The sequence below is a fragment of the Luteibacter flocculans genome, assembly GCF_023612255.1.
In the GTDB taxonomy this organism is placed as follows: Bacteria; Pseudomonadota; Gammaproteobacteria; order Xanthomonadales; family Rhodanobacteraceae; genus Luteibacter; species Luteibacter flocculans.
Window position 1 is genome coordinate 2,683,278 of record NZ_CP063231.1, and the last position, 24,678, is coordinate 2,707,955.

Consider the following 24,678-nt stretch of genomic DNA (forward strand, 5'->3'; position numbering starts at 1 on the left):
CCGATGCATTGGGTCCCCGTCGCGGCCTTGAGCGACAACTACATCTGGCTGGTCGCCGACGACGAGGGCAATGCCTTCGTCGTGGATCCCGGTGAAGCCGCCCCTGTCGAAGCCGCGTTGGCCGAGCGCGGCTGGCGGCTGACGGCGATCCTGCTGACCCACCACCATAACGACCACGTCGGCGGCGTGTCCGAGCTGGTGAGTCGCCACGACGTCGAGGTCTATGCCTCGGCCGATCCGCGCATCCAGCCGAAGAACCAGATCGTCGGCGACGGCGACACGTTCACCCTGGACGCGCCACGCGCGAGCTTCAAGGTCATCGGCGTGCCCGGGCACACCTCCTCGCACATTGCTTATTACGGTGAGGGCTTCCTGTTCTGCGGCGACACGTTGTTCAGCGTCGGCTGCGGTCGCCTCTTCGAAGGCACTCCGGAGCAGATGCTCGCGTCACTGGACCGATTTGCCGACCTGCCGCCGGACACCCTGGTCTGCTGTGCGCACGAATACACCGCGTCCAACATCCGCTTTGCCCTAAGCGTGGAACCCGACAACGACGCCCTGCTGCGTCGCCGGGATGAAGTCGCTGAGCTCCGCGTAGCGGGAGCACCCAGCGTGCCCTCGCGCCTCGCCGACGAATACGCCACCAATCCCTTCCTGCGCGTGGACAGCCCATCGGTCGCTCAGTGGGCCGATCTTCAAGGACACGATCAGGCCGCACGCGTCGCGCGCTTCGCCGCGTTGCGCAAGGCCAAGGACACATTCGCCGCATGAACCTGCCCGCTCGCCGCCTGCTTCCTGCACTCATTTCTTTGTTTCTGACGGCGTGTGCCGGCGGCGTGCCGAAGCCGGTACCGCAGGCGGCAGCCCCCACCGTCGCGCCCGTGGCGCCGGTGGAGGACGTGACGATGGCACCGAAGCTGATGCGCCCCGACCAGCCGGCGGACTTCTGGGCCGACATGCGCGACAGCTTCGCCATGCCGGGCTGCGAAGCCGACCCGCAGGTTCTGGCCTGGGCTCGCATGTATACCCGGCAACCGAATCGCTTCGAGCAGCAGGTGAACGAGGTACTGCCGCTCATCGTCTATGCGCACAAGTCGGCGATGAAGCACAGCGTGGCAGGCGAGTTCGCCCTGCTGCCCTGGGTGGAAAGCCAATATCGGCACGTGCCGGGCGGCAAGAATCGCCCTGCCGGTATGTGGCAGATCATGCCGCAGACCGCGCGCACGCTCGGCCTGCGTGTGGACAAGAATTACGACGAGCGCCTGGACATCACCAAGTCCACCGAGTCGGTGATGAACATGATGCGCCGCTATTACGACGACCTCGGCGACTGGCGCCTGGTCGACGTGGCCTACAACGCGGGCGAGTTCGGGCTGAAGAAGACGATCGACAAGCACGGCGGCCCCAGCGGAGACGACGGCCTGCCCGATGTGCCCATGAAGGCCGGCACGAAGGAACACCTGGTGAAGCTGATGGCGATGGCGTGCATCGTGCGCGATCCCGCCCGCTTCAACGTCAGCCTGCCGCGGCAGGATCGGGAAAACACCTTGCAGGTCGTGACCGTCTCGGGGCCGCAATCGCTCGCGCAGGCCGCGAAGCAGTCGGGCCTGTCGATGAACGACCTGCGCGATTTCAATCCTGCGTATCGCACTACCAAGGGCACCGTCAGTTCGAGCCTGCTGTTGCCGAAGTCGGCCGCCGATCAGTACCGCCTGGGGCCTGTCGATCCGGTGGCTGACGTCGCCGATGCGGATGTAGACGAGGCAGACGCCGACGTCCCGACCAAGACCGGCAAGCGCGGCAAGACCGCCAAGTCGACCAAGAGCGGCAAGACGCCTTCGCGCACGAAGGCTGCCGATGTCGCGAAGGCACCGGTGACGAGCAAGACGAAGGCAGACGACACGAAAGTCGTCATCCACAAGGTCAACAACGGGGAATCGTTGTGGTCGATCGCTCGCCGTCATCAGGTGAGCGTCGAGCAATTGATGAAGTGGAACGACCTGCAGACCCAGGCGGTGAAGCCTGGGCAGGTTCTCAAGCTGACGGCGTCGCGCTGAGTCGCCTTAGAGCTGCACGACGTCCCATTGGACGTCCGGGCTGATGTCCGCTTCGTAGTTCACGCCGTTCGCTTCGAAGCCGAACAGCTTGATGAAGTCGTGCTTGTAGCCCGCGTAGTCGGTCACTTCCCAAAGGTTCTCGGTAGTGACGTTCGGCCACAGCGCCTTGCATTCGCTCTGCACGTCCTCGCGCAGCTCCCAGTCGTCGAGGCGCAGGCGGCCTTCAGCATCGGTCTCGGGTACTGCACCGTCGGCGCGATAGAGGCGATCGTGGAACAGACGGTTGATCTGCTCGATCGTGCCTTCGTGAATGCCCTTGGTCTTCATGATCTTGAAGACCATCGACACGTAGAGCGGAATCACCGGAATCGCGGAGCTGGCCTGGGTGACCACCGACTTCATCACGCCGACATAGGAGCGCAGACCGCTCGCCGCATGGCGCTCGCGCAGCTCCTTCGCCGTACGATCGAGGTGCTGCTTGGCCTGGCCCAGCGTGCCGTGCCAGTAGATCGGCCAGGTGATCTCGGTACCGACGTAGCTGTACGCGATGGTGGTGGCGTTGTCTGCCAGCACGCCCGCCTCGGACAGCGCATCGATCCACAGGGCCCAATCCTCGCCCCCCATGACGGTGACGGTGTCCTTGATTTCCTGCTCCGTCGCCGGATCCACCGTGGCCATGACCACGGCGTCCTTGTTCGTGTCGACGGACGACGCGGTGAACGTCTCGCCGATCGTCTTCAGCGCAGAGCGCACGACTTCACCGGTCTTCGGCAGCTTTCGCACCGGCGACGCCAGCGAATAGACGACGAGATCGACCTTGCCGCCCATCTCGTTGCGGATGATCTCGATGGCCTTGGCGCGCGTCTCATCGGCGAACGCGTCGCCGTTGATCGAGCGGCTGAACAGCCCCTGCTCGCGCGCAAGACGATCAAACGCCGCCGAGTTGTACCAACCTGCCGTACCCGTCTTCGCTTCGCTGGACGGCTTCTCGAAGAACACGCCGAGCGTGGCAGCACCGTGGCCGAACGCCGCGGTGATGCGTGACGCCAGACCGTAGCCAGTAGACGCGCCGATCACCAGCACGCGCTTCGGGCCATCCGCAAACGCGCCGCTGGCACGCGTGATGGCAATCTGTTCTTCGACGTTCTTCGCGCAACCCACCGGATGAGCGGTGGTGCAGATGAAGCCACGGACCTTGGGCTGGATGATCACGGGTCGTTCCTTTGCGAGCGAGACGGTCTTACATGCGGTCCTGCGCGATCTTGATGTCCGCGCGAGCCTTCAACGAGTCGATGTATTCGAGCGCGGCGGCCTGGGCCATGGCGTCCATCATCTGGCCACGCAGCGCGTCGCGCTGAGCCTTCTCGACCTTCGACGGATCGCCTTCCACGACCTTGTCCACCGACACCAGCGCGTAGGTACCGTTGCCGGTCGGCACGGTCGCCCACGACGGCTTGTTGGCGACCGGATGCGGCAGCGTGAATGCCTGCTGCAGAATGGCCGGCGGGACGTCAGTGATGGCGCCGATCTTGTTGCGATCCAGACCCGTGAGGCTGCGTACCGGCGCCTTCGTCAGGCTGGCGATGTCACCGCCCTTGGCGAGCTGCGCGACGAGTTCGTCGGCCTGCTTCTTCGCCAGCGCATCCACGCGCTCGTCGAGGATGCGCTGGCGCACGCTGTCCTTGACGTCTGCCAGCGCCTTCGGCGCGGCCGGATTGTGCTTGGCGAGGTGCATGACCACAGCATCGCCCTTGCCGACCTGAACCAGCGAAGAGTTGTTGCCCTGGTTAAGCACGTCGTCGGCGAACGCGGCCTGCACGAACTTCGGATCGTCCGGAATGCCGGCACCACCGTCACGGCTGAACAGCGGCGAGGTCTTGATCTCGAGACCAAGCTCCTTCGCAGCCGGTTCTAGCGAGCCCGGGTTGCGTTCGGCAAGATCGCCGAGCTGACCGGCGCGCTCGTTGTACAGGCGCTCGCCTTCGTTCTTCGCCCAATCGGCGGCGAGCTGGCTGCGCACTTCGTCGAACGGCTTCGCGTCGCCTTCGCGGGCATCGCGCAGCCAGATGATGTGATAACCCTCTTCCGGCGACAGCACGGGTTCCTTGGTGATTTCGCCCTTCTTCATGCCGAACAGCGCGGTATCGAACGCCGGGTTCGCCACGCCTTTCTCCAGCCAGCCGAGATCGCCGCCACCGCGCTTGGAACCCAGGTCGTCCGAATTCTCGGCGGCGAGCTTGGCGAAGTTCTCGGGCGTGGCTTCCGCCGCGATCTTCTTGGCCTTGTCGAGCGCGGCCTTCTGCTGCTCGGGCGTGGCGTTCTTCGGCACGTTGATGAGGATGTGCGAAGCCTCGCGCTGCTCCGGCTGCGCGTAGCGCTGCTTGAACTTGTCGTAGAACTCGTGAAGCTGCGCGTCGGTCGGTTCGCCGAGCTTGAGGTCGGACTGCTTCACTTCGAGGTACTGCACCGAGACCTGCTCGGGCGTGGTGTAGTCGGCGATGTGCGACTTGTAGAACGCTTCGATCTCCGCGTCGGGCACGTTCGCATCGGTGAGCGACGGTCGCGGGAGTTCTACGAAACGCAGGTCGCGCTGCTGCAGGCGCAGGCGAAAGAACGTATCCACGTCGGCATCGCTCACCAGCGTGGTGTTGGAAATCGCGCTCGGAATGAGCTGCGTGGCAAGCGACGCACGCACCTTGGCCTCGTACATGGCGGGGCTCATGCCCTGCATCGAGAGGATGGCGCGATAGGCCTCCGGGCTGAACTGCCCGTTGACCTGGAAGCCTGGATCGCCACCGATGGCGGCACGCACGCTGGCATCGGAAACGGTGAGACCCAGATCGCTGTTCGCCTGCAGGAGCAACTGCTGGCTGATCATGCCGTCGAGTACGCGCTGCTTGAGCTCAGGCTTTTCGAGGTCTGCGGCCGTGAACGGCGAACGCGGATCCTGCGCGGCCTGCTGGCGCAATTCGTTCAAGCGTTGCTGCCAATCCTGCTGCGAGATCTCGTGATCTCCCACCTTCGCAACGTACGTATCGACGCGCGATACGAAGTACGACTCGATGCCGAAGAACGCGACGGCGAAAACGCAGACGCCGAGCACGATGGCGGCGGGCCAGCCGTGGATCTTGTTACGCAGGGCTTGCAGCATGATGCGACTCGCAGGGTTGCGCCGGTAAAACTCCTTACCGGCGTTAGACAAAGCAAAGGCGCCACGCGGGCGCCTTTGCGGACCAATGGCGGAGTGGACGGGACTCGAACCCGCGACCTCCGGCGTGACAGGCCAGCATTCTAACCGACTGAACTACCACTCCACTTTCCGTTGGTGGGTGCTGAGGGGATCGAACCCCCGACCAGCGCCGTGTAAAGGCGACGCTCTACCGCTGAGCTAAGCACCCCTACGGTAAGACCAGTTAGTTTACGTGATCCTTGAGCGCCTTGCCAGCCGTGAAGGCCGGAACCTTGGACGCCGGGATCTTGATCTCTTCGTTCGTACGCGGGTTGCGGCCGGTACGGGCAGCGCGGCTGCGCACCTTGAACGTACCGAAGCCGACGACGGCGACGTCGTCACCCTTCTTGAGGGCATCCTTCACCGCTTCGATGAGGCCCTGCAGAGCGCGGCCAGCGTCGGCCTTCGACAGTTCGGCCTTTTCGGCGATGGCGTCGATGAGCTCGGATTTGTTCATTACGTAACTCCCTTCAAAGGTAATTCGAATCGCCGGACGGCGATCCTTCACGAGAAGACTTCGGGCTGCTGATGCCGCCCGGGGACAACAAGGCAACCCCGCGATCCAGGGCGCCCTTGCGGCGCGGGCGATGGCGGTGTGGCCTTTATACCAGTGCCCCCCAACCATCGCAATACAAGCAATACCAAGGCTTTCAGCTTGAAGCATGGACTTCGGAGGCTTGCGCGAATGCCGAAAAAGCATTATCGCGAATGCTCCGTGACAGGACGACGAAAACGAAAAGGGCGCACACAAGTGCGCCCTTGTTCGTGTGGTTGAACGATGAACAATCAGTGCGTGAGCGACGGCGAGGCCTTGCCCTTGCGCTTGCCCTGCCCCTTCGGCACCTCGACGACATTGCCGCCGTCAGTTGCTGCCTTCGGCCCCAGCGGGCGTTCGAGAGCGAGGTCGAGCACTTCGTCGATCCACTTCACCGCATGGATGTCGAGCGAGCTGGTGATGTTCTCCGGCAGGTCCACGAGATCCTTCCGGTTTTCTTCCGGAATGATCACTGTGGTGATGCCGCCGCGATGCGCCGCAAGCAGTTTCTCCTTGAGGCCACCGATCGGCAGCACGCGACCACGCAGCGTGATCTCACCCGTCATCGCCACCTCGGAGCGCACCGGCACCTTGGTGAGCGCGGAGACGAGCGCCGTGCACATCGCGATACCCGCGCTCGGACCGTCCTTCGGCGTGGCGCCTTCGGGCACGTGGATGTGGATGTCGAGCTTCTCGTGGAAGTCCGGCTCGATACCCAGGCCCGCTGCGCGTGCGCGCACAACGCTGAGCGCCGCCTGGATCGATTCCTTCATCACATCGCCCAGCTGGCCCGTATGCACCAGCCTGCCTTTACCCGGCACCACCGATGCCTCGATGCTCAGCAGATCGCCGCCCACCTGCGTCCATGCGAGACCGGTAACCAGACCCACCTCGTTCTGCTGTTCCGCACGACCGAAGTCGAAGCGGCGCACGCCGAGGTAATGATCGAGATTGCTACCATCGACGCGAACGTGATCGGGCGCGAGCGCCTTACCCTTGCGCGCCGTCTTGGCAACCTTCGCCTTCGCATGTGCGGGCACGGTACCGAGAGCGATCTCCTTCACCACCTTGCGGCAGATCTTCGAGATTTCGCGCTCGAGATTGCGCACACCGGATTCACGCGTGTAATAGCGCACGATGTCACGCAGCGCATCCTCCGCGATCGCCAGCTCTTCCGCCTTCAGGCCATTGGCCTTGAGCTGTTTCGGCAGCAGGTACTTCTGCGCGATGTTGAGCTTCTCGTCCTCGGTGTAACCGGGGATGCGAATGACTTCCATGCGATCGAGCAGCGGCCCCGGAATATTCAGCGAGTTCGCCGTGGCGATCCACATCACCTCGGAGAGATCGAGATCCACTTCGAGATAGTGATCGTTGAACGCGTTGTTCTGCTCCGGATCGAGCACTTCGAGCAGCGCGGACGACGGATCGCCGCGGAAGTCCATCGACATCTTGTCGATCTCGTCGAGCACGAACAGCGGGTTCTTCGTGCCGACCTTGTTGAGGTTCTGCACGATGCGTCCCGGCATCGAACCGATGTAGGTACGGCGATGGCCGCGGATTTCCGCTTCGTCACGTACGCCGCCCAGGCTCATGCGGACGAACTTGCGATTGGTCGCCTTCGCGATCGACTGGCCGAGCGACGTCTTGCCCACGCCAGGCGGACCGACAAGGCACAGGATCGGGCCCTTCATCGTGTTCACTCGCTGCTGGACCGCGAGGTATTCGAGGATGCGCTCCTTGACCTTCTCCAGGCCAAAGTGATCGGCGTCAAGGGTTTCCTGGGCCAGCGCGAGATCCTTACGAACCTTGCTGCGCTTTTTCCAGGGCACGCCGACGACCCAGTCGAGGTAGTTGCGCACGACCGTCGCTTCGGCAGACATCGGCGACATCTGCTTGAGCTTGTTGAATTCCTGGCGCGCCTTTGCGAGCACGGCCTTGGGCATACCGGCCGCATCGATCTTCTTCTGCAGTTCCTCGATCTCGTTCGCGCCTTCCTCACCCTCACCCAGCTCCTTCTGGATGGCCTTCATCTGCTCGTTGAGGTAGTACTCGCGCTGGCTCTTCTCCATCTGCGACTTGACGCGACCGCGGATGCGCTTCTCGACCTGCTGGAGATCCATTTCGCCATCGACGAGGCCGATCAGCAGTTCGAGACGCTGACCGACGTCAGCGGTTTCGAGCACGCGCTGCTTGTCCGCCATACGCACGGAAAGATGCGCCGCGATGGAGTCGGCAAGCCGCGACGGATCGTCGATGCCCGAGAGCGTGGCGAGGATTTCCGGCGGAAGCTTGCGGCTCTGCTTCACCAGCTGTTCGAACAGCGACACGAGCGAGCGCGACACGACGTCCAGCTCGCGTTCGTTGTTGCTATAGATCGGTTCGATGACGCGTGCGCGGCCGCTCATCATGCCGGCTTCGTCTTCGAAGGCGTCGACCTGCACGCGCGACTGCCCCTCGACCAGCACCTTCACGGTGCCATCGGGCAACTTCAGCAACTGCAGGACACCCGCCAGCGTCCCCACGTTATGCAGGTCGGCAATGGTGGGATCGTCGATGTCGGGGCTCTTCTGCGCCACGAGCAGGATCTGCCGCTCGCCTTCCATGGCCCGCTCCAGCGCGCGCATGGACTTGTCGCGACCCACGAACAGCGGAATGACCATGTGCGGATAGACGACGACGTCTCGCAGAGGCAGGACCGGCAACAGGTCCAGCTCGGATCCGATCGGGGTTTGGCTGCGATTCTTCGCCATGTGCTTGGGGTTTCCCTCGGATGGATGGGGCGCGACTCGACACTGCGCCGGAGCCGCCATACACGTCAAGTGGTGGTTCGCAAAGGACCGATCAAGAGCGCAGCCCCACAAGAAAAAACGGCCCCGGCGTCATGAGACGCCAGGGCCGCCGGAGTCGCTCTTGCGGGACGCAATCAGGCGGCGTCGCCACCCTCGCCCGCGATCCGCTGCTGCTGCAGATTGCCGCGATAGATCAGATACGGCTCAGCCTGACCGTCGATCACGGCGTCGTCGACCACAACCTTGCTGACGTGTTCCAGCGAGGGCAGTTCGAACATCGTGTCGAGCAGCACCTGTTCGAGGATGGTACGCAGGCCGCGTGCGCCGGTCTTGCGCTTGAGCGCGCGACGAGCGATGGCAGACAGCGCCTCGGGGCGGAATTCCAACTCCGCGCCTTCCATGTCGAACAGCTTGCGGAACTGCTTGGTGACGGCGTTCTTCGGCTCGGTGAGGATCTGTACGAGTGCGGCCTCGTCGAGCTCATCGAGCGTGGCAACAACCGGCAGACGACCGACGAATTCCGGAATCAGACCGAAACGGACCAGGTCCGCCGGCTCCACTTCGGAGAGCATCTTGCCGACGTTCTCGGTACGCTCCTTGGAGCGAACCTCGGCGCCGAAGCCGATGCCAGTGGTTTCGGAACGCTGCTGAATCACCTTCTCCAGGCCGGCGAACGCGCCGCCGCAGATGAAGAGGATGTTGCGCGTGTCGACCTGCAGGAACTCCTGCTGCGGATGCTTGCGACCACCCTGCGGCGGCACCGAGGCAAGCGTGCCTTCGATGAGCTTGAGGAGGGCCTGCTGCACGCCTTCGCCGGACACGTCGCGGGTGATCGACGGGTTCTCGCTCTTGCGCGAGATCTTGTCGATTTCGTCGATGTAGACGATGCCGCTCTGCGCCTTCTCGACGTCGTAGTCGCACTTCTGCAGGAGCTTCTGGATGATGTTCTCGACGTCCTCACCCACATAGCCCGCTTCGGTCAGCGTGGTGGCGTCCGCGATGGTAAACGGCACGTTGAGCAGCCGCGCCAGCGTTTCGGCCAGCAGCGTCTTGCCCGAACCGGTCGGACCGATCAGGAGGATGTTCGACTTGCCGAGTTCGACCTCGTCGTTCTTCTGACGCGACTCCATACGCTTGTAGTGGTTGTAGACCGCGACGGACAGCGCCTTCTTGGCGCGCGTCTGGCCGACCACGTACTGGTCGAGCGCTTCCATGATCTCGCGCGGCTTCGGGAGTTGAGTCCGGCCGGAGGCCGCCTTCTCTTCCAGTTCCTCGCGGATGATGTCGTTGCACAGCTCGACGCATTCATCGCAGATGAACACGCTGGGGCCAGCGATCAGCTTGCGCACTTCGTGCTGGCTCTTGCCGCAGAAAGAGCAGTAAAGAATCTTGCCGCCGTCGTTGGAACGGCTCTGCCGCTCGTCGCTCATGCTTTGGGCCCTACTGAGAATCCAGGTGCGCTTTGAGAATAGCACAGCACTCCGCCCCGGGAATCGGGGGCGGAGTGCTGGTTTTCACAAGCGAAAAGTACAATCAAGCTGAACGGACAGTCTCGACCGTGCGCTTGTCGAGCACCGAATCGATCAGGCCATAAGCCTGCGCTTCCGCGCCGCTCATGAAGCGATCACGCTCGGTGTCGCGAGCGATCTCTTCCACCGTCTTGCCGCTGTGGTGGGCGAGGATCGCGTTGAGGCGCTCACGCATCGTGAGGATTTCACGTGCGTGGATCTCGATGTCCGTGGCCTGGCCGGAGATACCGCCCGCCCACGGCTGGTGGATCATGATGCGCGAGTGCGGCAGCGAGTAGCGCTTGCCTGCCGCACCAGCGGCCAGCAGGAGGGCGCCCATCGAGGCGGCCTGGCCGATGCACATCGTGCTGACGTCCGGCTTCACGAACTGCATCGTGTCGTAGATCGCCATGCCCGCGGTGACGGAGCCGCCCGGGCTGTTGATGTACAGGCTGATGTCCTTGTCCGGGTTTTCGGATTCAAGGAACAGGAGCTGCGCGACGATGACATTGGCCATGTAATCGTCGACCGGGCCGACCGCGAAGATCACGCGCTCCTTGAGAAGGCGCGAGTAGATATCGTACGAACGCTCTCCGCGAGAGGTCTGTTCGACGACGATGGGCACCAAGTTGAGGTTCTGGATCGGAGCCATGGACATGCGGTCTCTCCTTCGTATGGGGCCCGGTTATTGCGATGGATCGGCGCTTAGGCGCCGATCGGCCGCATTACCTCGTCGAAGCTCAGTTCCTGGTCGGTGGTCTTGGCGTTGTCCGCCACCCACTCGGCCACCTGATCTTCCATGACGCGGTTCTGCAGTCCCGACATCAGTTGGGGGTCACCGTTATACAGTTCAATGACCTTCTCCGGCTCCTCGTACGTGGAGGCGATGGCGGCCAGCATCTCGTTCATGCGCTTACGGTCCAGGCGCAGCTCGTTCTTGCGGGCGATTTCGCCCATGAGCAGCGCCGCGGTGACGCGCTTGCGGGCAAACGGCAGGGCTTCTTCCACCATCTGCGGGCTCGGCTCCTGGCCGCGCGGCAGGTTACCGGAGGCGAGGCTGCGGGCTTCGGCGTTGGCCATCAGCTCCGGCACATCGAGGTCCGGGTAGGCCGCGGCGAGCTTTTCGGCCACTTCCGCCTTGAGGCGAGCCATGAGCGTCGCCTTGAGCTCGCGCTCGAGGTTGGCGCGGACTTCCTTGCGGAAGGTCTCGATGTCGCCGTCGGCGACGCCGAACATCTTCACGAACTCGGCGTCCACGGTCGGCAGGTTGGGCTCCTGCACCTTCACGATCTTGAAGGTGACCTTGGCGGTCTTGCCGGCCAGATCGGGGTTGCGGAAGTCGGCCGGGAAGGCGACGTCCTGGACCAGGTCTTCGCCCGCGCTACGGCCGGTCAGGGCCTCGTCGAGCGCCTTGAACAGGGTGCCGGAGCCGAGCACGCTGCCAGCGCGCTCCAGGCCTTCGGCCGGGAAGCGGTAATCGCCGGCTTCGGCGGCGTATTCGAACATCACGAAATCGCCGTCCTTGGAGGCGCGCGACACGTCGTCGAAGCTGCGACGCTGGGTGCGCAGGGTTTCGATCATCTTGTCGATGTCGGCGTCCTTCACCTCAGCCTTCGGGCGGGCGATCTCGATCGCGGCGACGTCGATGGCCGGGAATTCCGGCATGACTTCGAAGGTGGCCGTATACGCGATCTCGCCGTTCTCGGCGTTGCCCGTGGTGTCGACAGACGGGTTGGCGATCGGCTGCAGTTTCTCCTGCTGGAACGCGTCGCGCAGCGTACTGCCGATGAGCTCCGACAGCGCTTCGCCACGGACCTGCGCGCCGAAGCGCTGCTTGATCACGTTGGCCGGCACCTTGCCGGGACGGAAGCCCTTCAGGCGCACCGTGCGACCCATTTCCGCGATGCGCTCGCTGACCTGCGTCTCCAGACGCTCAGCCGGGAACTTCACCGTGAGCTTGCGCCCGAGCTTGCCGACATTCTCAACCGAAACCTGCATGACCTCTCCTGAAACCACCACGGACGTGGCGCGATGGCGAACATCCGTCGCCGTAACCGAAACCAAGGGATCCACCGCGAAACCGGGCCGGTCGCCGCGACCTGTTCCCCAGCGGCGAAAAACCCCGCAAATGACTGCCCATTCTACGTTTTGGCCTCCTGCCGCCGCAACCTGCCTCAGCCGGCGCTCCAACGCCTCGGGCCGGCTCCCTCGACAGCCAGCGCGTCCCCCGGATTCGCGAGGCTGCAGGCCGTCAGGGACAGGCAGCCGCAGCCGATGCAGTCGGTCAGCCGATCCTTGAGATTGAGCAACTGGTCGATGCGCGCCTCCAGCTCGTCGCGCCACGCCGCCGACATCTGCGTCCACTCCTCGCGCGTGGGGGTGCGTTCGTGCGGCAGCGTATCGAAGGCCCGCCGGACCGCCCCCAGCGGCATACCCACCCGCTGGGCTACCCGGATGATGGCGAGGCGCCGCAGCACGTCGGCTCCGTAGCGACGCTGGTTGCCTGCCGTGCGGAGGCTGCGAATGAGGCCCTTGCGCTCGTAGAAGTGCAGCGCCGACACGGCGAGGCCCGAGCGTTTCGCCGCTTCTCCGACGGTCAGTTCCCGCATCGCTTGACCTAAATAATGGTTGAGGTTGCATCCTGCATCGGCCTGACCGCCCGCGCAAGCGTGCGACACTCCCCGCCCCGCCAGGAACCCGAATGAACGTGGGAACATCCGACCCGAACCTCCTTGCTTCCCCTGCCACACCGCGGGCCGAGGGGATTCTCGCGCCGCCCTACCGGGCCGCCACCCTGGGCATGGTCGCCCTCATTTCCTTGATCGCCTTCGAGGCATTGGCAGTCACCACCGCCATGCCAACCGTGGCGCGCGAGCTGAACGGTCTCAAGGCCTATGCGCTCGCCTTCGGCGGCGTGCTCGCCACGAGCGTCATCGGCATGGCGCTGTCCGGCCGATGGAGCGATCGACGTGGCCCGGCTCCGGCCATGTGGACGGGCCTTGCCGGTTTTGTGGTCGGCCTACTGCTCGCCGGATTCGCCCGCGACATGCCCACCCTGCTCCTGGGCCGGCTCGTCCAGGGCCTGGGCGCCGGCTGCCTGTCTCCGGCGCTGTATGTGATCGTGGGTCGGCTTTATCCCGAAGCGCTGCGCCCGAAAGTCTTCGCGGCGTTCTCCGCTGGATGGGTGGTACCTGCTCTCATCGGCCCGGCGCTCAGCGGCTTCGTGGTCGAGCACTTCGGCTGGCGCTGGGTCTTTCTGGCCGTGCCACTGCTGGCGATTCCCGCTGCCGCGGGCCTGCGCGGTGCGATGCATAACCTCGGCCCCACGGATCACCAGGCATCGGGCACGGCAAGCCGCATGGGCAACGCCATCGGAGCGTCGCTCGGTGCCTGCCTGCTGTTCGTCGCCGGTCAGGAGCACGGCTGGACGGTAGCCGTCCTGCTGGTGCCGGCGCTGGCATTGCTGTTCGTCTGCGGCAGACGGCTGCTGCCCCCAGGCACGCTACGCGCCGCGCGCGGCCTTCCGGCCGTGGTCGCGCTACGCGGCGTGGCCGCTTCCGCCTTCTTCGGCACCGAGGCCTTCCTGCCGCTGGCCTTCTCCCGCGAGCATGACCTGTCTCCGATGTGGGCCGGTCTGGCAATCAGCGTCGGCGCCATCGGCTGGTTTTCGGGATCGTGGTATCAGGGTCACTACGCGAAGGTCTCGCGGCAGACGCTGCTACGCCGGGGCACGGTCTTGATGGTGTTCGGCTCGATCGCGGCTGCAATGAGCACCTTTCCGTGGATGCCGGTCGCAGCGTCGGTCGCGGGTTGGCTTCTCACCGGGCTCGGCATGGGCATGCTCTACGGCACGGTCGCCGTGCTCGCTCTGTCGATGTCCAGCGAGCATGAGCAAGGCACCAACAGCTCCGCGCTGCAGCTTTGCGAATCGCTCATGGTTGCGACGACGCTCGCCATCGGCGGGTCGTTGTTCGGCGTGTTGCTCGACGTGTCGGCAACGGCTGCGTTCGCGGCGAACTTCGCCATTACGGTGGCGCTCGCCGTGGTGAGCACGATCGTTGCGCGGCGGACGGAGCCGCGTGCGTGAGATGCGCACGTCGTACCGTCAGTGACATTGACGTCTTAGAACGATGGTGCGAGAGGCGGGACTCGAACCCGCACGCCTTGCGGCGTCAGAACCTAAATCTGGTGCGTCTACCAATTCCGCCACTCTCGCGCGCCGTCATTCTAGGGCGCCAGGGTGAACGGGGTCCAGAATCGCGTTTGCATTTGATGCATTCCAGCCTTACGCCTACACGCAAATTCCCCTATCCGAAACAAAAAAAGACCCGGATTTCTCCGGGTCTTTCGAATTGGTGGGCCGTGTAAGATTCGAACTTACGACCAATTGATTAAGAGTCAACTGCTCTACCAACTGAGCTAACGGCCCGTTTGAAACTTGCGTTGTAAGTGGGGTGGACGATGGGACTCGAACCCACGACATCCGGAATCACAATCCGGTACTCTAACCAGCTGAGCTACGCCCACCATAAAACACCATCTGGCGCGCCCGACAGGAATCGAACCTGCAACCGTCGGCTTAGAAGGCCGATGCTCTATCCGGTTGAGCTACAGGCGCAGGCACTGTACGTAGAACGCCAACTGGTCGGGGCAGAGGGATTCGAACCCCCGACATCCAGCTCCCAAAGCTGGCGCTCTACCAGACTGAGCTATACCCCGAAACTTCAAGCACCATCCCGATACTGCTGGGGTGAAGCTTTCAAATGTTACGGGTCAAAGCCAAGCCCGTCAATCCGCATGAACACACCACACTTTCAACTACCGCGACCTTTGCGCTAGCGCATCGGTCTTGCTTAAAGATGGTGCGCCCGGAGAGATTCGAACTCCCGACCACCAAGTTCGTAGCCTGGTACTCTATCCAACTGAGCTACGGGCGCACACTTTAAACCTTTGACCCGGTGACTTTCGCCGCGAAGCGTTGCCGCCGTGTCGAGAAGCGGAATTATTCAGATATCCGGCGTGTGCGTCAACACTTTTTGCATCTTTTTTTTCGCGAATCGGTAACACGACGGTAAATAGCCGTCCGAACGCGGACGCGTGCAGCGATTTCACCGAGGCTGTGCGGACAAAGAAAAGGCGGCACATGGCCGCCCTTCTCTCTTAAAGCTGCGTGGCTGGCTTGCCGACCTTGTCCGGTGCGGAGCCTGCATCACCACGCGGCGGCGGAGGCGGCGTCGGACCCGGCTTCTGCCAGTCGGCCGGCGGACCCGGCTCGCGACCATTCATGATGTCGTCGATCTGACGTGCATCGATGGTCTCGTACTGCAGCAGCGCCTCGGCCATCACGTGCAGCTTGTCGATATTCGTGGTGAGCAGTTCCTTGCTGCGCGCGTAGGCGCGATCGAGGATGGTGCGCACCACTTCGTCGATCTTGCGTGCGGTCTCGTTCGAGACGCTCTTGTGCTGCGTGACGGAGCGACCGATGAAGACCTCGTCTTCTTCCTCGCCGTACGTGACCGGACCGAGCTCGTCGGACAGACCCCACTTCGTCGCCATGTTGCGCGCCATCTTCGTAGCGCGCTCGATGTCGTTGGAGGCCCCGGTGGTGACCTTGTCGTGACCGAAGATGATCTCTTCCGCCACGCGGCCGCCGTACAGCGAGCAGAGCTGCGATTCAATCGCCACCTTGTTCATGCTGTAGCGGTCGCCTTCCGGCAGGTACATCGTCACGCCCAGCGCGCGACCGCGCGGGATGATGGTGACCTTGTAGACCGGATCGTGTTCCGGCACGAGGCGGCCGATGATGGCGTGGCCCGCTTCGTGGTAGGCGGTCAGACGCTTCTCTTCGTCGTTCATCGCCATGGAGCGGCGCTCGGCACCCATGAGGATCTTGTCGCGGGCGCGGTCCATGTGGCTCATGCGCACTTCGCGTGCGTTCTCGCGCGCGGCGAACAGCGCGGCCTCGTTGACGAGGTTCGCGAGGTCGGCACCGGAGAAGCCCGGCGTGCCGCGTGCGATGGTCATGGCATCCACGTCCGAGGACGTAGGCACCTTGCGCATGTGCACTTTAAGGATCTGCTCACGACCCTTGACGTCCGGCAGACCTACGACCACCTGGCGGTCGAAGCGACCGGGGCGCAGCAGCGCCGGGTCGAGCACGTCCGGACGGTTGGTGGCGGCAATGACGATGATGCCTTCGGTACCCTCGAAGCCATCCATTTCCACCAGCAACTGGTTCAGGGTCTGCTCGCGCTCATCGTGACCGCCACCCATGCCGGCGCCGCGATGGCGACCGACGGCGTCGATTTCGTCGATGAAGATGATGCAGGGAGCGTGCTTCTTCGCTTGCTCGAACATGTCGCGTACGCGGCTGGCACCGACGCCGACGAACATTTCGACGAAGTCGGAACCCGAGATCGAGAAGAACGGCACCTTGGCTTCGCCCGCAATCGCCTTGGCGAGCAGCGTCTTGCCGGTACCGGGCGGGCCCACCATCAGCACGCCGCGCGGGATCTTGCCGCCGAGCTTCTGGAACTTGCCCGGATCACGGAGAAACTCGACGAGTTCGCCGACTTCTTCCTTGGCTTCGTCGCAACCGGCGACGTCGCTGAAATTGACCTTGACCTGGTCCTCGCCCTGCAGCTTGGCGCGCGAGCGGCCGAAGCTCATGGCACCGCGACCGCCGGAGCCTGCCTGCATCTGGCGCATGAACCAGATCAGCACAGCCACGAAGATGATGATGGGCAGCCAGTTGAAGAGCAGACCGAGCAGCGAGAAGCCGTTGTCCGCGGGCTCCTGGCGAAGCTCGACGCCCTTGTCGCGCATCTGCTTCACGAGGTCGCTGGTCGACATGCCGACCACCGGCACCACGGTGCGGTAGGCGCTGCCGTCTTTCAGCTTGCCCGTAATGGTCGGGGGAGCCGTCGAGGTGATCGTGCTGCTCGCGACGTTGCCGTTGTCCACCTGTTGCGCGAAGGTCGTGTAGGACATGTCCTGCGACGAACCGGCGTGCGGGTTGAAGGTCTGGAACACGGTTAGCAAGACCACCGCGATGATCAGCCAGAGCAACAGGTTTTTTGCCATCTCATTCATGCGCGGTTCTCGCCAGGTTGCCGGGACGCGGACTTGAGGCCGGTCGCCAGAGCATAGACCTCTCGCGAACGCGCGCGGGAGGCCTTCGGTTTACGCATCGTCACGCGACTGAAGTCCGCGCGCAAGTTCTTGAGGTACTCATCGAATCCCGCCCCCTGGAACAGTTTTACCAGGAACGATCCCCCGGGTTTCAGCCAATCGAGGCTGAACTGCCGGGCGAGGTCGCAAAGGTCCATGGCGCGAATCTGGTCGGCGAGTGCCACACCGGACATATTGGGGGCCATATCGGACAGGACAAGATCGACTTTCTGACCGTCCAGCTTGGCCTCGAGCTCGTGCAGCACCGATTCCTCGCGGAAATCGCCCTGCATGAAATCCACACCGGCCAGCCCGGCCATGGGCAGAATGTCGAGGGCGATGACCTTGCCGGTGTCGCCGAGCCGCTGACGGGCGAGCTGCGACCAGCCGCCGGGTGCGGCGCCCAGGTCGACGATGGTCATGCCCGGCTTGATCAGGCGGTCGCGGTCGATCAGCTCTTCGAGCTTGAAGACCGCGCGGGAGCGCAGCCCCTCTGCCTGGGCACGCTTGACGTAAACGTCGTCGAAATGCTCCCGAAGCCAGCGGGAACTGCTCTTGCTGCGTGACATCGGAGTCCGACCGGCGGGAGAAGTGTTAGGGCCACGCATGATACCCTTTGCCGCCTATCCGCCGCACATCGAACCTGAACGCAATGTCGCTTTCCCCTACACAGCGCCGCTACCTGCGCAGCCTCGCCCACGACCTCCGTCCCGTGATCCTTCTGGGCAACAAGGGCGCCACCGAGGCTGTCGCCAAGGAACTGGGCCAGGCCCTGGACATCCACGAACTGGTCAAGGTGAAGCTTTCCGGGGGCGACAAGGACGAGCGCCAGGAACAGATCGCCTTTCTCACGGGCCAGACCGGCGCCGAAACCGTGCAGGAGATCGGCCACGTGGTCGTCCTCTTCCGCCGTAACGAGCAGGATCCGAAGCTCGCCCTGCCCCGGTAACCCCCATGGAACTCTCGTTCGAACATCCCGGTGAGTACCTCTTCGTGCGCCGCGTCGGCGCCGACACCATCACCATCGTCGATCGCGACTTCCACAAGAGTCTCCTGCTGACCCCCGAGAAGGTGGTCGAGGACTGGAGCGTTACCGACGCCTCCCAGCTCGGCCTCGCCGATATCGAGACGATTGTCGCGCTGGCGCCCGAGCTGGTTCTGCTTGGTACCGGCCAGCGCCAGGTCTTTCCGCCCGCCGAGGTCATGGCGGCCTTTCTTCGCCGTGGGATCGGCATCGAAGCCATGACCAACGGTGCCGCGGCACGTACTTATACGTTGCTGGCCGGCGAAGGCCGGCGCGTCGTGGCGGCGTTCATCCTGCCCTGAGGGCATCCATGCGCATTCTCGTTCTCGGTGCCGGCGGCACAGGCGGCTACTTCGGCGGCCGGATGGCCCAGGCGGGCCTGGACGTCACCTTTCTGGTTCGCCCCGAGCGCGCCAAGGTGCTGGACGACAAGGGCCTGGTCATCCTGAGCCCCTTCGGCGATGCGACTGTGCAGATAAAGCACGTCACAGCGGACACCGTGTCCGAGGCGGGTGCGTTCGACCTCGTGCTGCTGTCCTGCAAGGCCTATGACCTGCACGCCGCGATGGAAGCGATCGATCCCGCGGTGGGCGACGCCACCGTGATCCTGCCCATCCTCAACGGGCTGGCGCACTACCCCATGCTCGACAAACGCTTCGGTCCCGATCGCGTGCTGGGCGGCCTGTGCGTCATCAGTGCGGCGAAGGGCCCGCACGGCGAGATCGTCCACTTCGGCAACGGCGCGTCGGTCACGTTCGGCGAACGCGACGGTCAGCTTCAGGACAACCGCTGCGCGGCCATCGCCGATGTGTTCGCGGCCGCCAAACTCGACCACACGCATTCCAGCGATATCCAGCGGGATCTCTGGGCAAAGTTCTCGTTTCTCGCCACGCTTGCGGCTACCACGTGTCTGTTCCGGGCCAGCGTCGGCGACATCGTCGCGACAGACGACGGGCGCGTGCTTATCGAACGCACCTATGAGGAATGCCTTGCCGTCGCACGGGCGTCAGGGCACGCAGTGCCCGACAACGCACGTGCGTTCGCCTGGAAAACGCTGACCCAGGAGGATTCGCCGCTCACGGCGTCCATGCTGCGCGACCTCGAGTCAGGGCAACGGATCGAATCCGATCACATCATCGGCGACATGCTGAGGCGGGCACGCGATGCCGGTATCGCAGCGCCCCTGCTGGAGGTGGCATTCGCGCACCTGCAGGCGTTCGACGTGCGCCGCGCCCGCGAGTCACGCGCGCCCTAGGCGCGCAGCATCACTTCGACGGCAGATACTGCAACGGATCGACCGGATTGCCGTCGCGGCGAATCTGGAATTGCAGCTCGTCCCGGGTCGCGCCCGTGGAACCCATCTCGGCTACCGTCTGCCCTGCCTTCACCTTCTCGCCTTCCTTCACCAGACGCTTGCGGTTGTGGCCATAGGCCGACAAGAAGCTGTCGCTGTGCTTGATGATGACGAGTTCGCCATAACCCACCAGGCCATTGCCGCTGTAGACGACGACACCGTCGGCGGCCGCGCGCACGGGATCGCCCGCCTTGCCACCTACCTCGATGCCGGGAATGGCGTCGCTCGATGAGAACTTCTTGAGCAGCGCGCCGTCTGCCGGCCAGCGCCAGGTGATGCCGCCCGCACTGCGGGTGGCACCACTGGCGACGATCGGCGTCGAAGCCGGCGGATTTTCGACCGGTGCGGGCGGCTGTGTGGCCGGGGCGCTGGGCGCGGGAGGCGGCGGCACGAGCGATTCGCCCGGCTTGCCGGCCACCACGACCGGGGTGTTGGTCGTCGTCGCGGGAGCCGGCGCCATGGCCACGGCCGACGGTGACGGGGCCGACGCAGGCTCCTTCACCGGCACGACCGGCGAGGGAGCCGGATGCGTGGCAGGTGACACAGGCGCCGCAGCGGCGACCACTGGTGCGACCTGCGTCGCGGCAGGCGCGGCCTTCGTATCGCGGCCCGGCGGCGACAGGCGCAAATCCTGACCCGGCCAGATCGTGTAGGGCGAGGCAATGCCGTTCCAGCTCGCGAGGTCGCGGAAGTCCACCTTGTTGCGGAACGCAATGCTATAGAGCGTGTCGCCCTTCGTGACCCGGTAGCTGCCCCCGGGCGGTGGCGGCGGCGACGGTACGCGCGTGGTCGTGTATGTGCTCCCCGGACTGCGCGTGACGACGACCGAGCTACGGGTGAGGTCGCATCCAGCAAGCACACCCGCAGCCGCCACGACGGCAATCAGGGCAAGCGGACGGATCGTGAGCATCGCGGATCTCCCTTCACGGTCACTCATCGCAACAAGAACCACCAGGCGGCAAGCAGGACGAGGGCTACGATAACAGCCCAACCTATCCACTCGATGTGTTTACGCAGCATCTGTTCGGCGCGTTCACCGAAGATTCGAATCAGCAAGGCAAGCAGCCACACCCGCTTGCCGCGGCCGATCAGCATGCACAGGAGGAACGGCAGGAACGGCACGCCCACGATGCCCGAGGCCCAGGTCACGAACTTCATCGGCACCACGGGCTGCAGCGCCGCCATCGCCAGCACGATGTACAGGCCCAGCGAATGCGCCTGCATGTCCTGGCGCAGGTTCTCCACGCCCTTCTGGATGGGTGCCAGCAGGTGCAGCGATTCGAGCAGCGGCTTCAGCGCCTCGTAGGCGAAGTGACCCAGCGCATAGCCCACCAGCGAGCCGAGCAACGAGAACAGCAGGCTCCAGTTGGCGAAACGGAACGCCTTGCGCGGTTCCGCCAGCATCATCGGCGCCAGCATCACCTCCGGCATGACCGGGAAGATAAAGGCTTCCACGAAGGAAAGCCCGGCCAGGTAGCGGACCGCGTGACGGTGGCGTGCCCAGACGATGGCGCGCTCGTAGAGCGAAGCGAACATCCGCATGCGGCGGGTTTCCTTGAAGAGTTGACTAAACGTGCGGCGGCATCAGCCGATGCCGCCAAGCAAGGGCACGAAGCTCACCGCGCAGAGATCCTCGCGGGTTACCGCACCCTGCTCGTCCTTGCGCAGACGCACCAGCACCTGCTGGCTCGGACTGCCCACCGGCGCCACGAGAACACCGCCGGGCTTGAGCTGATCCAGCAGCCGGGTCGGGATGCGATCGCCGGCAGCCGTAAGGATGATGCCGTCGAATGGGGCATCGGATTCCCAGCCGAGCTTGCCGTCATCGTGCCGCGAGCGCAGGTTTTCGATGCCTAGCTGACGGAAGCGACGGCGTGCCTGACGCAGCAGTTCTTCGATGCGCTCCACGGTGTAGACCGTGGGCACCACGCCTGCGAGCACCGCGGCCTGGTAACCCGAGCCGGTACCGATTTCCAGGACGCGCTCGGGCACCCCGTGCTCGATCAGCGCCTCGGTCATCCGCGCCACGATGTAAGGCTGCGAAATGGTCTGTCCGTGCCCGATCGGGAGCGCGGTGTTCTCGTAGGCACGCGAGTGCAGCGCCTGGTCGATGAAGTGATGGCGAGGCAACTGGCGGATCACTTCGAGCACGCGCTCGTCGCGAATGCCCTCTTCCGCAAGCTTCGCCACAAGCCGATCGCGTGCCCGTTGCGAAGTCATGCCTTCGCCGCGCAACGCGGATGGCGGAAGCGCATGCATGTTCACCATGTCAGGCCGCCTCCTCGCCATTCATTGCCGCCGAGAGCGGCAACATCCAGCCGCTGACCTTTTCCAGCGCCTGCACGCGCGTGAGGTCGGTGTGAATCGGCGTCACGGAAACATAGCCGCGGCGCACGGCATCGAAATCGGTACCAGGGCCGTCGTCGTCGATCTCGCCCGGCGGGCCGATCCACCACATTTCGCGGCCGCGCGGGTCCAGTGCGCGAACGGCGGGCGCCGAGCGGTGGCGCTTGCCCAGGCGCGTGACTTCGAAACCGCGCACGCGCTCCCAGGGCAGATCCGGCACGTTCACGTTGAGAATGGTGTCGGCGGGCAGCGGATCGACGATGAGGCGGCGCATCAGCATGAGCACGGCATGGGCGGCGGTGTCGAAATGCCGGCCGCTGTCGTCGCGCGTGACGAGCGACACGGCTATCGCGGGCAGACCGAGGAAGCGGCCTTCCATCGCGGCGGAGACCGTACCGGAGTAGATAACGTCGTCGCCGAGGTTGGCGCAGTTGTTGATGCCGGAAACGACGATGTCGATCTCATGCGCCAGCAGACCGGACAGCGCCAGATGCACGCAGTCGGTCGGCGTGCCAGCGACCCGGTACGTGCTCGGGTCGAGGCGCTTCACCCGGATCGGCGAATCGAGAGTGAGGGAGTTGCTCGCGCCCGAACGGTCACGGTCCGGTGCCACGACCGTCACCGTGCCGAATTCGGCGAGGCGCTCGGCCAGCACCTGGATGCCAGGAGCCTCCACGCCGTCGTCGTTGCTAACCAGAACTTGCATGCTGATCCAGATCGAAAATCGGGTGCGGCGGCCCCATCGTCATTGAGCCGCCCGACCGGCCAAGTCTACCGGACCGGGCAGCGGGATTCACGGAACCCGGACACGCCCCACAACCAGCCACGCGTAAGCCGCCACATCCAGCAAGGCATCCCGTAGGATGGTGGCATGACGCGACGCCCGCCCAAGGTCAACGAGGACGATAGCCGTCTCTTTCGCGAGGCCATCGGCGACGTGCGCCCCATGCTCGTCACGGAAACGGTGCCGGAGAAGCCACGCCCCGAACCGCATCCGCACATGCGCGATGCCGACGAGGCGGCCGTACCCGCCGAGTTGTTGGTCTTCGACTACGATCCCGCCGATCTGGAGGTGGGCGAAGAACTCTCGTACCTGCGCGACGGCTACCCGCCAAAAGTCTTGAAGCAGCTCAAGCGCGGCCAGTTCAGCATCCAGGCCGATGTCGACCTGCACCAGATGAACGCCGCCGCGGCCCAACTCACCATCGCGGAGTTTCTCGCCGAATGCCGCCACGATGGCCTGCGCTGCGTGCGCATCATCCACGGCAAGGGACTCCGCTCCAAAGCGGGCGGCCCGGTGTTGAAAGGACTTACCGATCGTCTCCTGCGCCGCCGTGACGACGTGGTGGCGTTCGCGTCCGCACGACCCATGCAAGGCGGCACCGGCGCGGTAGTGGTGCTGCTGAAAGCGTGACACCCCGCCACCTTTGTGGGAGCCGCTATAGCGGCGAGAAGCCCCCGAAGCAAAGGTAGGAGCCACCCTGGTGGCGAAAAGCCAACGAAGCGATATAGCCGCGAGGCAAGCTCCCATCGCCAGCAGGCTGGCTCCCACCAGCAAGCTCCCATCGCCATCAGGATGGCTCCCACCGTCAAGCTCGCTCGCGAATGGCTGAGAGAGCCGCTTTCGCAACTACAGCGGGCGGAGGCGGTCAGGTAACGGCCAGTTCGCGGATCACCGTGGTGGCGTATGCGCCGGCCGGCAGGCCGAAGGAAACCTCCAGCGCGTCGCCGTCGAGCCATCGCCAGGCGAACTCGCGCGGTTGCAGGCGCAGCGCGCGGCGCTCCTGATCCATGCGTGCATCGGCGAGGCCCTTGGCAAGATCCTCGTCGCGCGCGGCCACGGCGCGTTCCAAGTCGCCCGCGGCATCGGCGGCGGGCGTTTCGCCGCGTCCCCACAGCGGGCCGGACGGATGAATATCGAAACGGGCCAAGCGCTCAGCCAGCGCATCGGAGAACGGCTCGGGGCCGAACCAGGAACGCGAGCCTTCGAGCGACCAGATCTCACCATCCATCGGCGCATTCCACGTGCCCGAGATAACGCGCTCGGCCAGCACGCCGTTGAAGATGTGCGAGCGCGCGGCCGAAAGCAGGATCGAACGCTTGTCGCGATCGACGCGACGGCCACCGAACATCGCCCTTGCCTGCGCAACGTTGTTGCCACCCAGTCCGAAGCGCTGTTCGCCGAAGTAGTTCGGCACACCATGTTCGGCGATCTGGCGCAGGCGCGTTTCCGCCGCCGCGCGATCGCCGTCGAGTTCGCGCAAGACGAGCACGAAACGATTGCCGCGCAGCGCGCCGCGCTTGATCTTGCGCGAATGCCGGCCGAGGGATTCCACACGCACGTCGGCATGCGGGAACGCGGACCAGTCGGGATCGGCCCGCCCAGGCAACTGCACCGTGAACACCTGGCGGGTGACCGCGTGGCGATCCTTCATGCCTGCGTAACCGACGTTCATCGGAGCGGTACCGGCGAACTTCGCCAGCTCGCGCGCCACCCAGTCGGTGTTCGCTCCGCGCTTTTCCACGCGCAGAAAGGCGTGCTCGCCTGTGCCGTCGGCCTCGTAGCCGAGGATCTCCTCCACGAAGAAGTCTTCGGGCTGGGTACGCAGATGCGCGCGCAGCGGAGGCTCGCCAAAGGCGAAAGGGAGTTCGTTGTCGGTCATGGG

The 24,678-nt window shown here is 64.5% G+C and carries 22 protein-coding genes and 8 tRNA genes; 7 read left to right on the forward strand and 23 right to left on the reverse strand.

Annotated features, from left to right (window positions below):
• Positions 1 to 3: 3 nt before the first annotated feature.
• A complete protein-coding gene (gloB, locus tag IM816_RS11410; protein ID WP_250338171.1) occupies positions 4 to 771 on the forward strand; it encodes a hydroxyacylglutathione hydrolase in 768 nt (255 codons plus the stop codon).
• On the forward strand, positions 768 to 2,057 hold the full coding sequence (locus IM816_RS11415; RefSeq protein WP_250338172.1) for a transglycosylase SLT domain-containing protein: 1,290 nt from the start codon (positions 768 to 770) through the stop codon (positions 2,055 to 2,057). Before gloB ends, IM816_RS11415 begins: the two co-directional genes overlap by 4 nt.
• 6 nt (positions 2,058 to 2,063) lie before the next feature.
• Here the strand turns inward: IM816_RS11415 and fabV are convergent, their stop codons facing one another.
• The 10 genes from fabV to soxR form a co-directional block, all read right to left on the reverse strand.
• Positions 2,064 to 3,269 (reverse strand): enoyl-ACP reductase FabV, encoded by a 1,206-nt coding sequence (fabV, locus tag IM816_RS11420; RefSeq protein ID WP_250338173.1) that lies wholly within the window; start codon positions 3,267 to 3,269, stop codon positions 2,064 to 2,066.
• Positions 3,270 to 3,297: 28 nt separating this feature from the next.
• On the reverse strand, positions 3,298 to 5,208 hold the full coding sequence (locus IM816_RS11425; RefSeq protein ID WP_250338174.1) for a SurA N-terminal domain-containing protein: 1,911 nt from the start codon (positions 5,206 to 5,208) through the stop codon (positions 3,298 to 3,300).
• A gap of 86 nt (positions 5,209 to 5,294) precedes the next feature.
• Positions 5,295 to 5,371, reverse strand: a tRNA-Asp gene (locus tag IM816_RS11430).
• Positions 5,372 to 5,380: 9 nt separating this feature from the next.
• Positions 5,381 to 5,455: transfer RNA gene (locus IM816_RS11435), tRNA-Val, on the reverse strand.
• Between the two features lie 15 nt (positions 5,456 to 5,470).
• Complete coding sequence (locus IM816_RS11440) at positions 5,471 to 5,743, reverse strand: HU family DNA-binding protein (RefSeq protein ID WP_072321387.1); 273 nt, start codon at positions 5,741 to 5,743, stop codon at positions 5,471 to 5,473.
• A 329-nt stretch (positions 5,744 to 6,072) separates the two neighbouring features.
• Positions 6,073 to 8,571 (reverse strand): endopeptidase La, encoded by a 2,499-nt coding sequence (gene lon, locus IM816_RS11445; protein ID WP_250338175.1) that lies wholly within the window; start codon positions 8,569 to 8,571, stop codon positions 6,073 to 6,075.
• A gap of 173 nt (positions 8,572 to 8,744) precedes the next feature.
• Complete coding sequence (gene clpX / locus IM816_RS11450; RefSeq protein ID WP_072321389.1) at positions 8,745 to 10,040, reverse strand: ATP-dependent Clp protease ATP-binding subunit ClpX; 1,296 nt, start codon at positions 10,038 to 10,040, stop codon at positions 8,745 to 8,747.
• A 103-nt stretch (positions 10,041 to 10,143) separates the two neighbouring features.
• Positions 10,144 to 10,770, reverse strand: coding sequence for an ATP-dependent Clp endopeptidase proteolytic subunit ClpP (gene clpP / locus IM816_RS11455; RefSeq protein ID WP_425602643.1), 627 nt, complete (start codon positions 10,768 to 10,770; stop codon positions 10,144 to 10,146).
• Between the two features lie 53 nt (positions 10,771 to 10,823).
• On the reverse strand, positions 10,824 to 12,116 hold the full coding sequence (tig, locus tag IM816_RS11460) for a trigger factor (protein ID WP_250338176.1): 1,293 nt from the start codon (positions 12,114 to 12,116) through the stop codon (positions 10,824 to 10,826).
• Between the two features lie 176 nt (positions 12,117 to 12,292).
• Entirely contained in the window at positions 12,293 to 12,727 is a 435-nt protein-coding gene (gene soxR / locus IM816_RS11465; protein WP_250338177.1) for a redox-sensitive transcriptional activator SoxR, read from the reverse strand.
• Positions 12,728 to 12,825: 98 nt separating this feature from the next.
• Between soxR and IM816_RS11470 the strand changes: the two genes are divergently transcribed.
• Positions 12,826 to 14,205, forward strand: coding sequence for an MFS transporter (locus IM816_RS11470; RefSeq protein WP_425602644.1), 1,380 nt, complete (start codon positions 12,826 to 12,828; stop codon positions 14,203 to 14,205).
• A 44-nt stretch (positions 14,206 to 14,249) separates the two neighbouring features.
• Here IM816_RS11470 and IM816_RS11475 read toward each other — a convergent pair.
• From IM816_RS11475 to rlmE, 8 genes are all read right to left on the reverse strand, one after another.
• Positions 14,250 to 14,334, reverse strand: a tRNA-Leu gene (locus IM816_RS11475).
• 137 nt (positions 14,335 to 14,471) lie between these two features.
• A tRNA-Lys gene (locus IM816_RS11480) sits at positions 14,472 to 14,547 on the reverse strand.
• Positions 14,548 to 14,568: 21 nt separating this feature from the next.
• Positions 14,569 to 14,645 (reverse strand) — tRNA-His (locus IM816_RS11485).
• A gap of 14 nt (positions 14,646 to 14,659) precedes the next feature.
• Positions 14,660 to 14,736 (reverse strand) — tRNA-Arg (locus tag IM816_RS11490).
• A 24-nt stretch (positions 14,737 to 14,760) separates the two neighbouring features.
• A tRNA-Pro gene (locus tag IM816_RS11495) sits at positions 14,761 to 14,837 on the reverse strand.
• Positions 14,838 to 14,978: 141 nt separating this feature from the next.
• A tRNA-Arg gene (locus tag IM816_RS11500) sits at positions 14,979 to 15,055 on the reverse strand.
• A gap of 223 nt (positions 15,056 to 15,278) precedes the next feature.
• Positions 15,279 to 17,210 (reverse strand): ATP-dependent zinc metalloprotease FtsH, encoded by a 1,932-nt coding sequence (gene ftsH, locus IM816_RS11505; RefSeq protein WP_250338179.1) that lies wholly within the window; start codon positions 17,208 to 17,210, stop codon positions 15,279 to 15,281.
• The gene (rlmE, locus tag IM816_RS11510; protein ID WP_072321394.1) at positions 17,207 to 17,857 is read right to left on the reverse strand and encodes a 23S rRNA (uridine(2552)-2'-O)-methyltransferase RlmE; all 651 of its coding nucleotides are present in this window, start codon (positions 17,855 to 17,857) and stop codon (positions 17,207 to 17,209) included. Before rlmE ends, ftsH begins: the two co-directional genes overlap by 4 nt.
• Positions 17,858 to 17,940: 83 nt before the next feature.
• Between rlmE and IM816_RS11515 the strand changes: the two genes are divergently transcribed.
• The 3 genes from IM816_RS11515 to panE are packed head-to-tail and all read left to right on the forward strand — an operon-like array spanning position 17,941 to position 19,567.
• Positions 17,941 to 18,237, forward strand: coding sequence for a YhbY family RNA-binding protein (locus IM816_RS11515; RefSeq protein WP_072321395.1), 297 nt, complete (start codon positions 17,941 to 17,943; stop codon positions 18,235 to 18,237).
• Between the two features lie 5 nt (positions 18,238 to 18,242).
• Positions 18,243 to 18,614, forward strand: a complete 372-nt coding sequence (locus IM816_RS11520) for an Mth938-like domain-containing protein (RefSeq protein WP_250338180.1) — start codon at positions 18,243 to 18,245, stop codon at positions 18,612 to 18,614.
• A gap of 8 nt (positions 18,615 to 18,622) precedes the next feature.
• Positions 18,623 to 19,567, forward strand: a complete 945-nt coding sequence (gene panE / locus IM816_RS11525) for a 2-dehydropantoate 2-reductase (protein WP_250338181.1) — start codon at positions 18,623 to 18,625, stop codon at positions 19,565 to 19,567.
• 10 nt (positions 19,568 to 19,577) lie between these two features.
• Here the strand turns inward: panE and IM816_RS11530 are convergent, their stop codons facing one another.
• From IM816_RS11530 to surE, 4 genes are read right to left on the reverse strand one after another with little or no spacing between them, the layout of a single operon-like run.
• A complete protein-coding gene (locus IM816_RS11530; RefSeq protein ID WP_250338182.1) occupies positions 19,578 to 20,576 on the reverse strand; it encodes a peptidoglycan DD-metalloendopeptidase family protein in 999 nt (332 codons plus the stop codon).
• A gap of 23 nt (positions 20,577 to 20,599) precedes the next feature.
• Positions 20,600 to 21,208, reverse strand: a complete 609-nt coding sequence (locus tag IM816_RS11535; protein ID WP_072321399.1) for a YqaA family protein — start codon at positions 21,206 to 21,208, stop codon at positions 20,600 to 20,602.
• Positions 21,209 to 21,250: 42 nt separating this feature from the next.
• Complete coding sequence (locus IM816_RS11540) at positions 21,251 to 21,934, reverse strand: protein-L-isoaspartate(D-aspartate) O-methyltransferase (protein WP_250338183.1); 684 nt, start codon at positions 21,932 to 21,934, stop codon at positions 21,251 to 21,253.
• 1 nt (position 21,935) lies between these two features.
• A complete protein-coding gene (surE, locus tag IM816_RS11545) occupies positions 21,936 to 22,718 on the reverse strand; it encodes a 5'/3'-nucleotidase SurE (RefSeq protein WP_250338184.1) in 783 nt (260 codons plus the stop codon).
• Positions 22,719 to 22,883: 165 nt separating this feature from the next.
• Between surE and IM816_RS11550 the strand changes: the two genes are divergently transcribed.
• The gene (locus tag IM816_RS11550; RefSeq protein WP_250338185.1) at positions 22,884 to 23,426 is read left to right on the forward strand and encodes a Smr/MutS family protein; all 543 of its coding nucleotides are present in this window, start codon (positions 22,884 to 22,886) and stop codon (positions 23,424 to 23,426) included.
• A gap of 235 nt (positions 23,427 to 23,661) precedes the next feature.
• Here IM816_RS11550 and truD read toward each other — a convergent pair whose 3' ends face one another.
• On the reverse strand, positions 23,662 to 24,675 hold the full coding sequence (gene truD / locus IM816_RS11555; protein ID WP_250338186.1) for a tRNA pseudouridine(13) synthase TruD: 1,014 nt from the start codon (positions 24,673 to 24,675) through the stop codon (positions 23,662 to 23,664).
• Between the last annotated feature and the right edge of the window lie 3 nt (positions 24,676 to 24,678).

Bases quoted from the DNA above. Each gene is read 5' to 3' on its own strand.
- IM816_RS11415 (WP_250338172.1), top strand. From the start codon at position 768: ATGAACCTGCCCGCTCGCCGCCTGCTTCCTGCACTCATTTCTTTGTTT.
- IM816_RS11530 (WP_250338182.1), bottom strand. From the start codon at position 20,576: ATGCTCACGATCCGTCCGCTTGCCCTGATTGCCGTCGTGGCGGCTGCG.
- truD (WP_250338186.1), bottom strand. From the start codon at position 24,675: ATGACCGACAACGAACTCCCTTTCGCCTTTGGCGAGCCTCCGCTGCGC.
- IM816_RS11440 (WP_072321387.1), bottom strand. From the start codon at position 5,743: ATGAACAAATCCGAGCTCATCGACGCCATCGCCGAAAAGGCCGAACTG.
- IM816_RS11550 (WP_250338185.1), top strand. From the start codon at position 22,884: ATGACGCGACGCCCGCCCAAGGTCAACGAGGACGATAGCCGTCTCTTT.
- panE (WP_250338181.1), top strand. From the start codon at position 18,623: ATGCGCATTCTCGTTCTCGGTGCCGGCGGCACAGGCGGCTACTTCGGC.
- clpP (WP_425602643.1), bottom strand. From the start codon at position 10,770: ATGGCTCCGATCCAGAACCTCAACTTGGTGCCCATCGTCGTCGAACAG.
- ftsH (WP_250338179.1), bottom strand. From the start codon at position 17,210: ATGAATGAGATGGCAAAAAACCTGTTGCTCTGGCTGATCATCGCGGTG.
- lon (WP_250338175.1), bottom strand. From the start codon at position 8,571: ATGGCGAAGAATCGCAGCCAAACCCCGATCGGATCCGAGCTGGACCTG.
- IM816_RS11515 (WP_072321395.1), top strand. From the start codon at position 17,941: ATGTCGCTTTCCCCTACACAGCGCCGCTACCTGCGCAGCCTCGCCCAC.
- rlmE (WP_072321394.1), bottom strand. From the start codon at position 17,857: ATGTCACGCAGCAAGAGCAGTTCCCGCTGGCTTCGGGAGCATTTCGAC.
- clpX (WP_072321389.1), bottom strand. From the start codon at position 10,040: ATGAGCGACGAGCGGCAGAGCCGTTCCAACGACGGCGGCAAGATTCTT.
- IM816_RS11520 (WP_250338180.1), top strand. From the start codon at position 18,243: ATGGAACTCTCGTTCGAACATCCCGGTGAGTACCTCTTCGTGCGCCGC.
- IM816_RS11535 (WP_072321399.1), bottom strand. From the start codon at position 21,208: ATGCGGATGTTCGCTTCGCTCTACGAGCGCGCCATCGTCTGGGCACGC.
- surE (WP_250338184.1), bottom strand. From the start codon at position 22,718: ATGCAAGTTCTGGTTAGCAACGACGACGGCGTGGAGGCTCCTGGCATC.
- tig (WP_250338176.1), bottom strand. From the start codon at position 12,116: ATGCAGGTTTCGGTTGAGAATGTCGGCAAGCTCGGGCGCAAGCTCACG.
- IM816_RS11425 (WP_250338174.1), bottom strand. From the start codon at position 5,208: ATGCTGCAAGCCCTGCGTAACAAGATCCACGGCTGGCCCGCCGCCATC.
- gloB (WP_250338171.1), top strand. From the start codon at position 4: ATGCATTGGGTCCCCGTCGCGGCCTTGAGCGACAACTACATCTGGCTG.
- soxR (WP_250338177.1), bottom strand. From the start codon at position 12,727: ATGCGGGAACTGACCGTCGGAGAAGCGGCGAAACGCTCGGGCCTCGCC.
- IM816_RS11540 (WP_250338183.1), bottom strand. From the start codon at position 21,934: ATGGTGAACATGCATGCGCTTCCGCCATCCGCGTTGCGCGGCGAAGGC.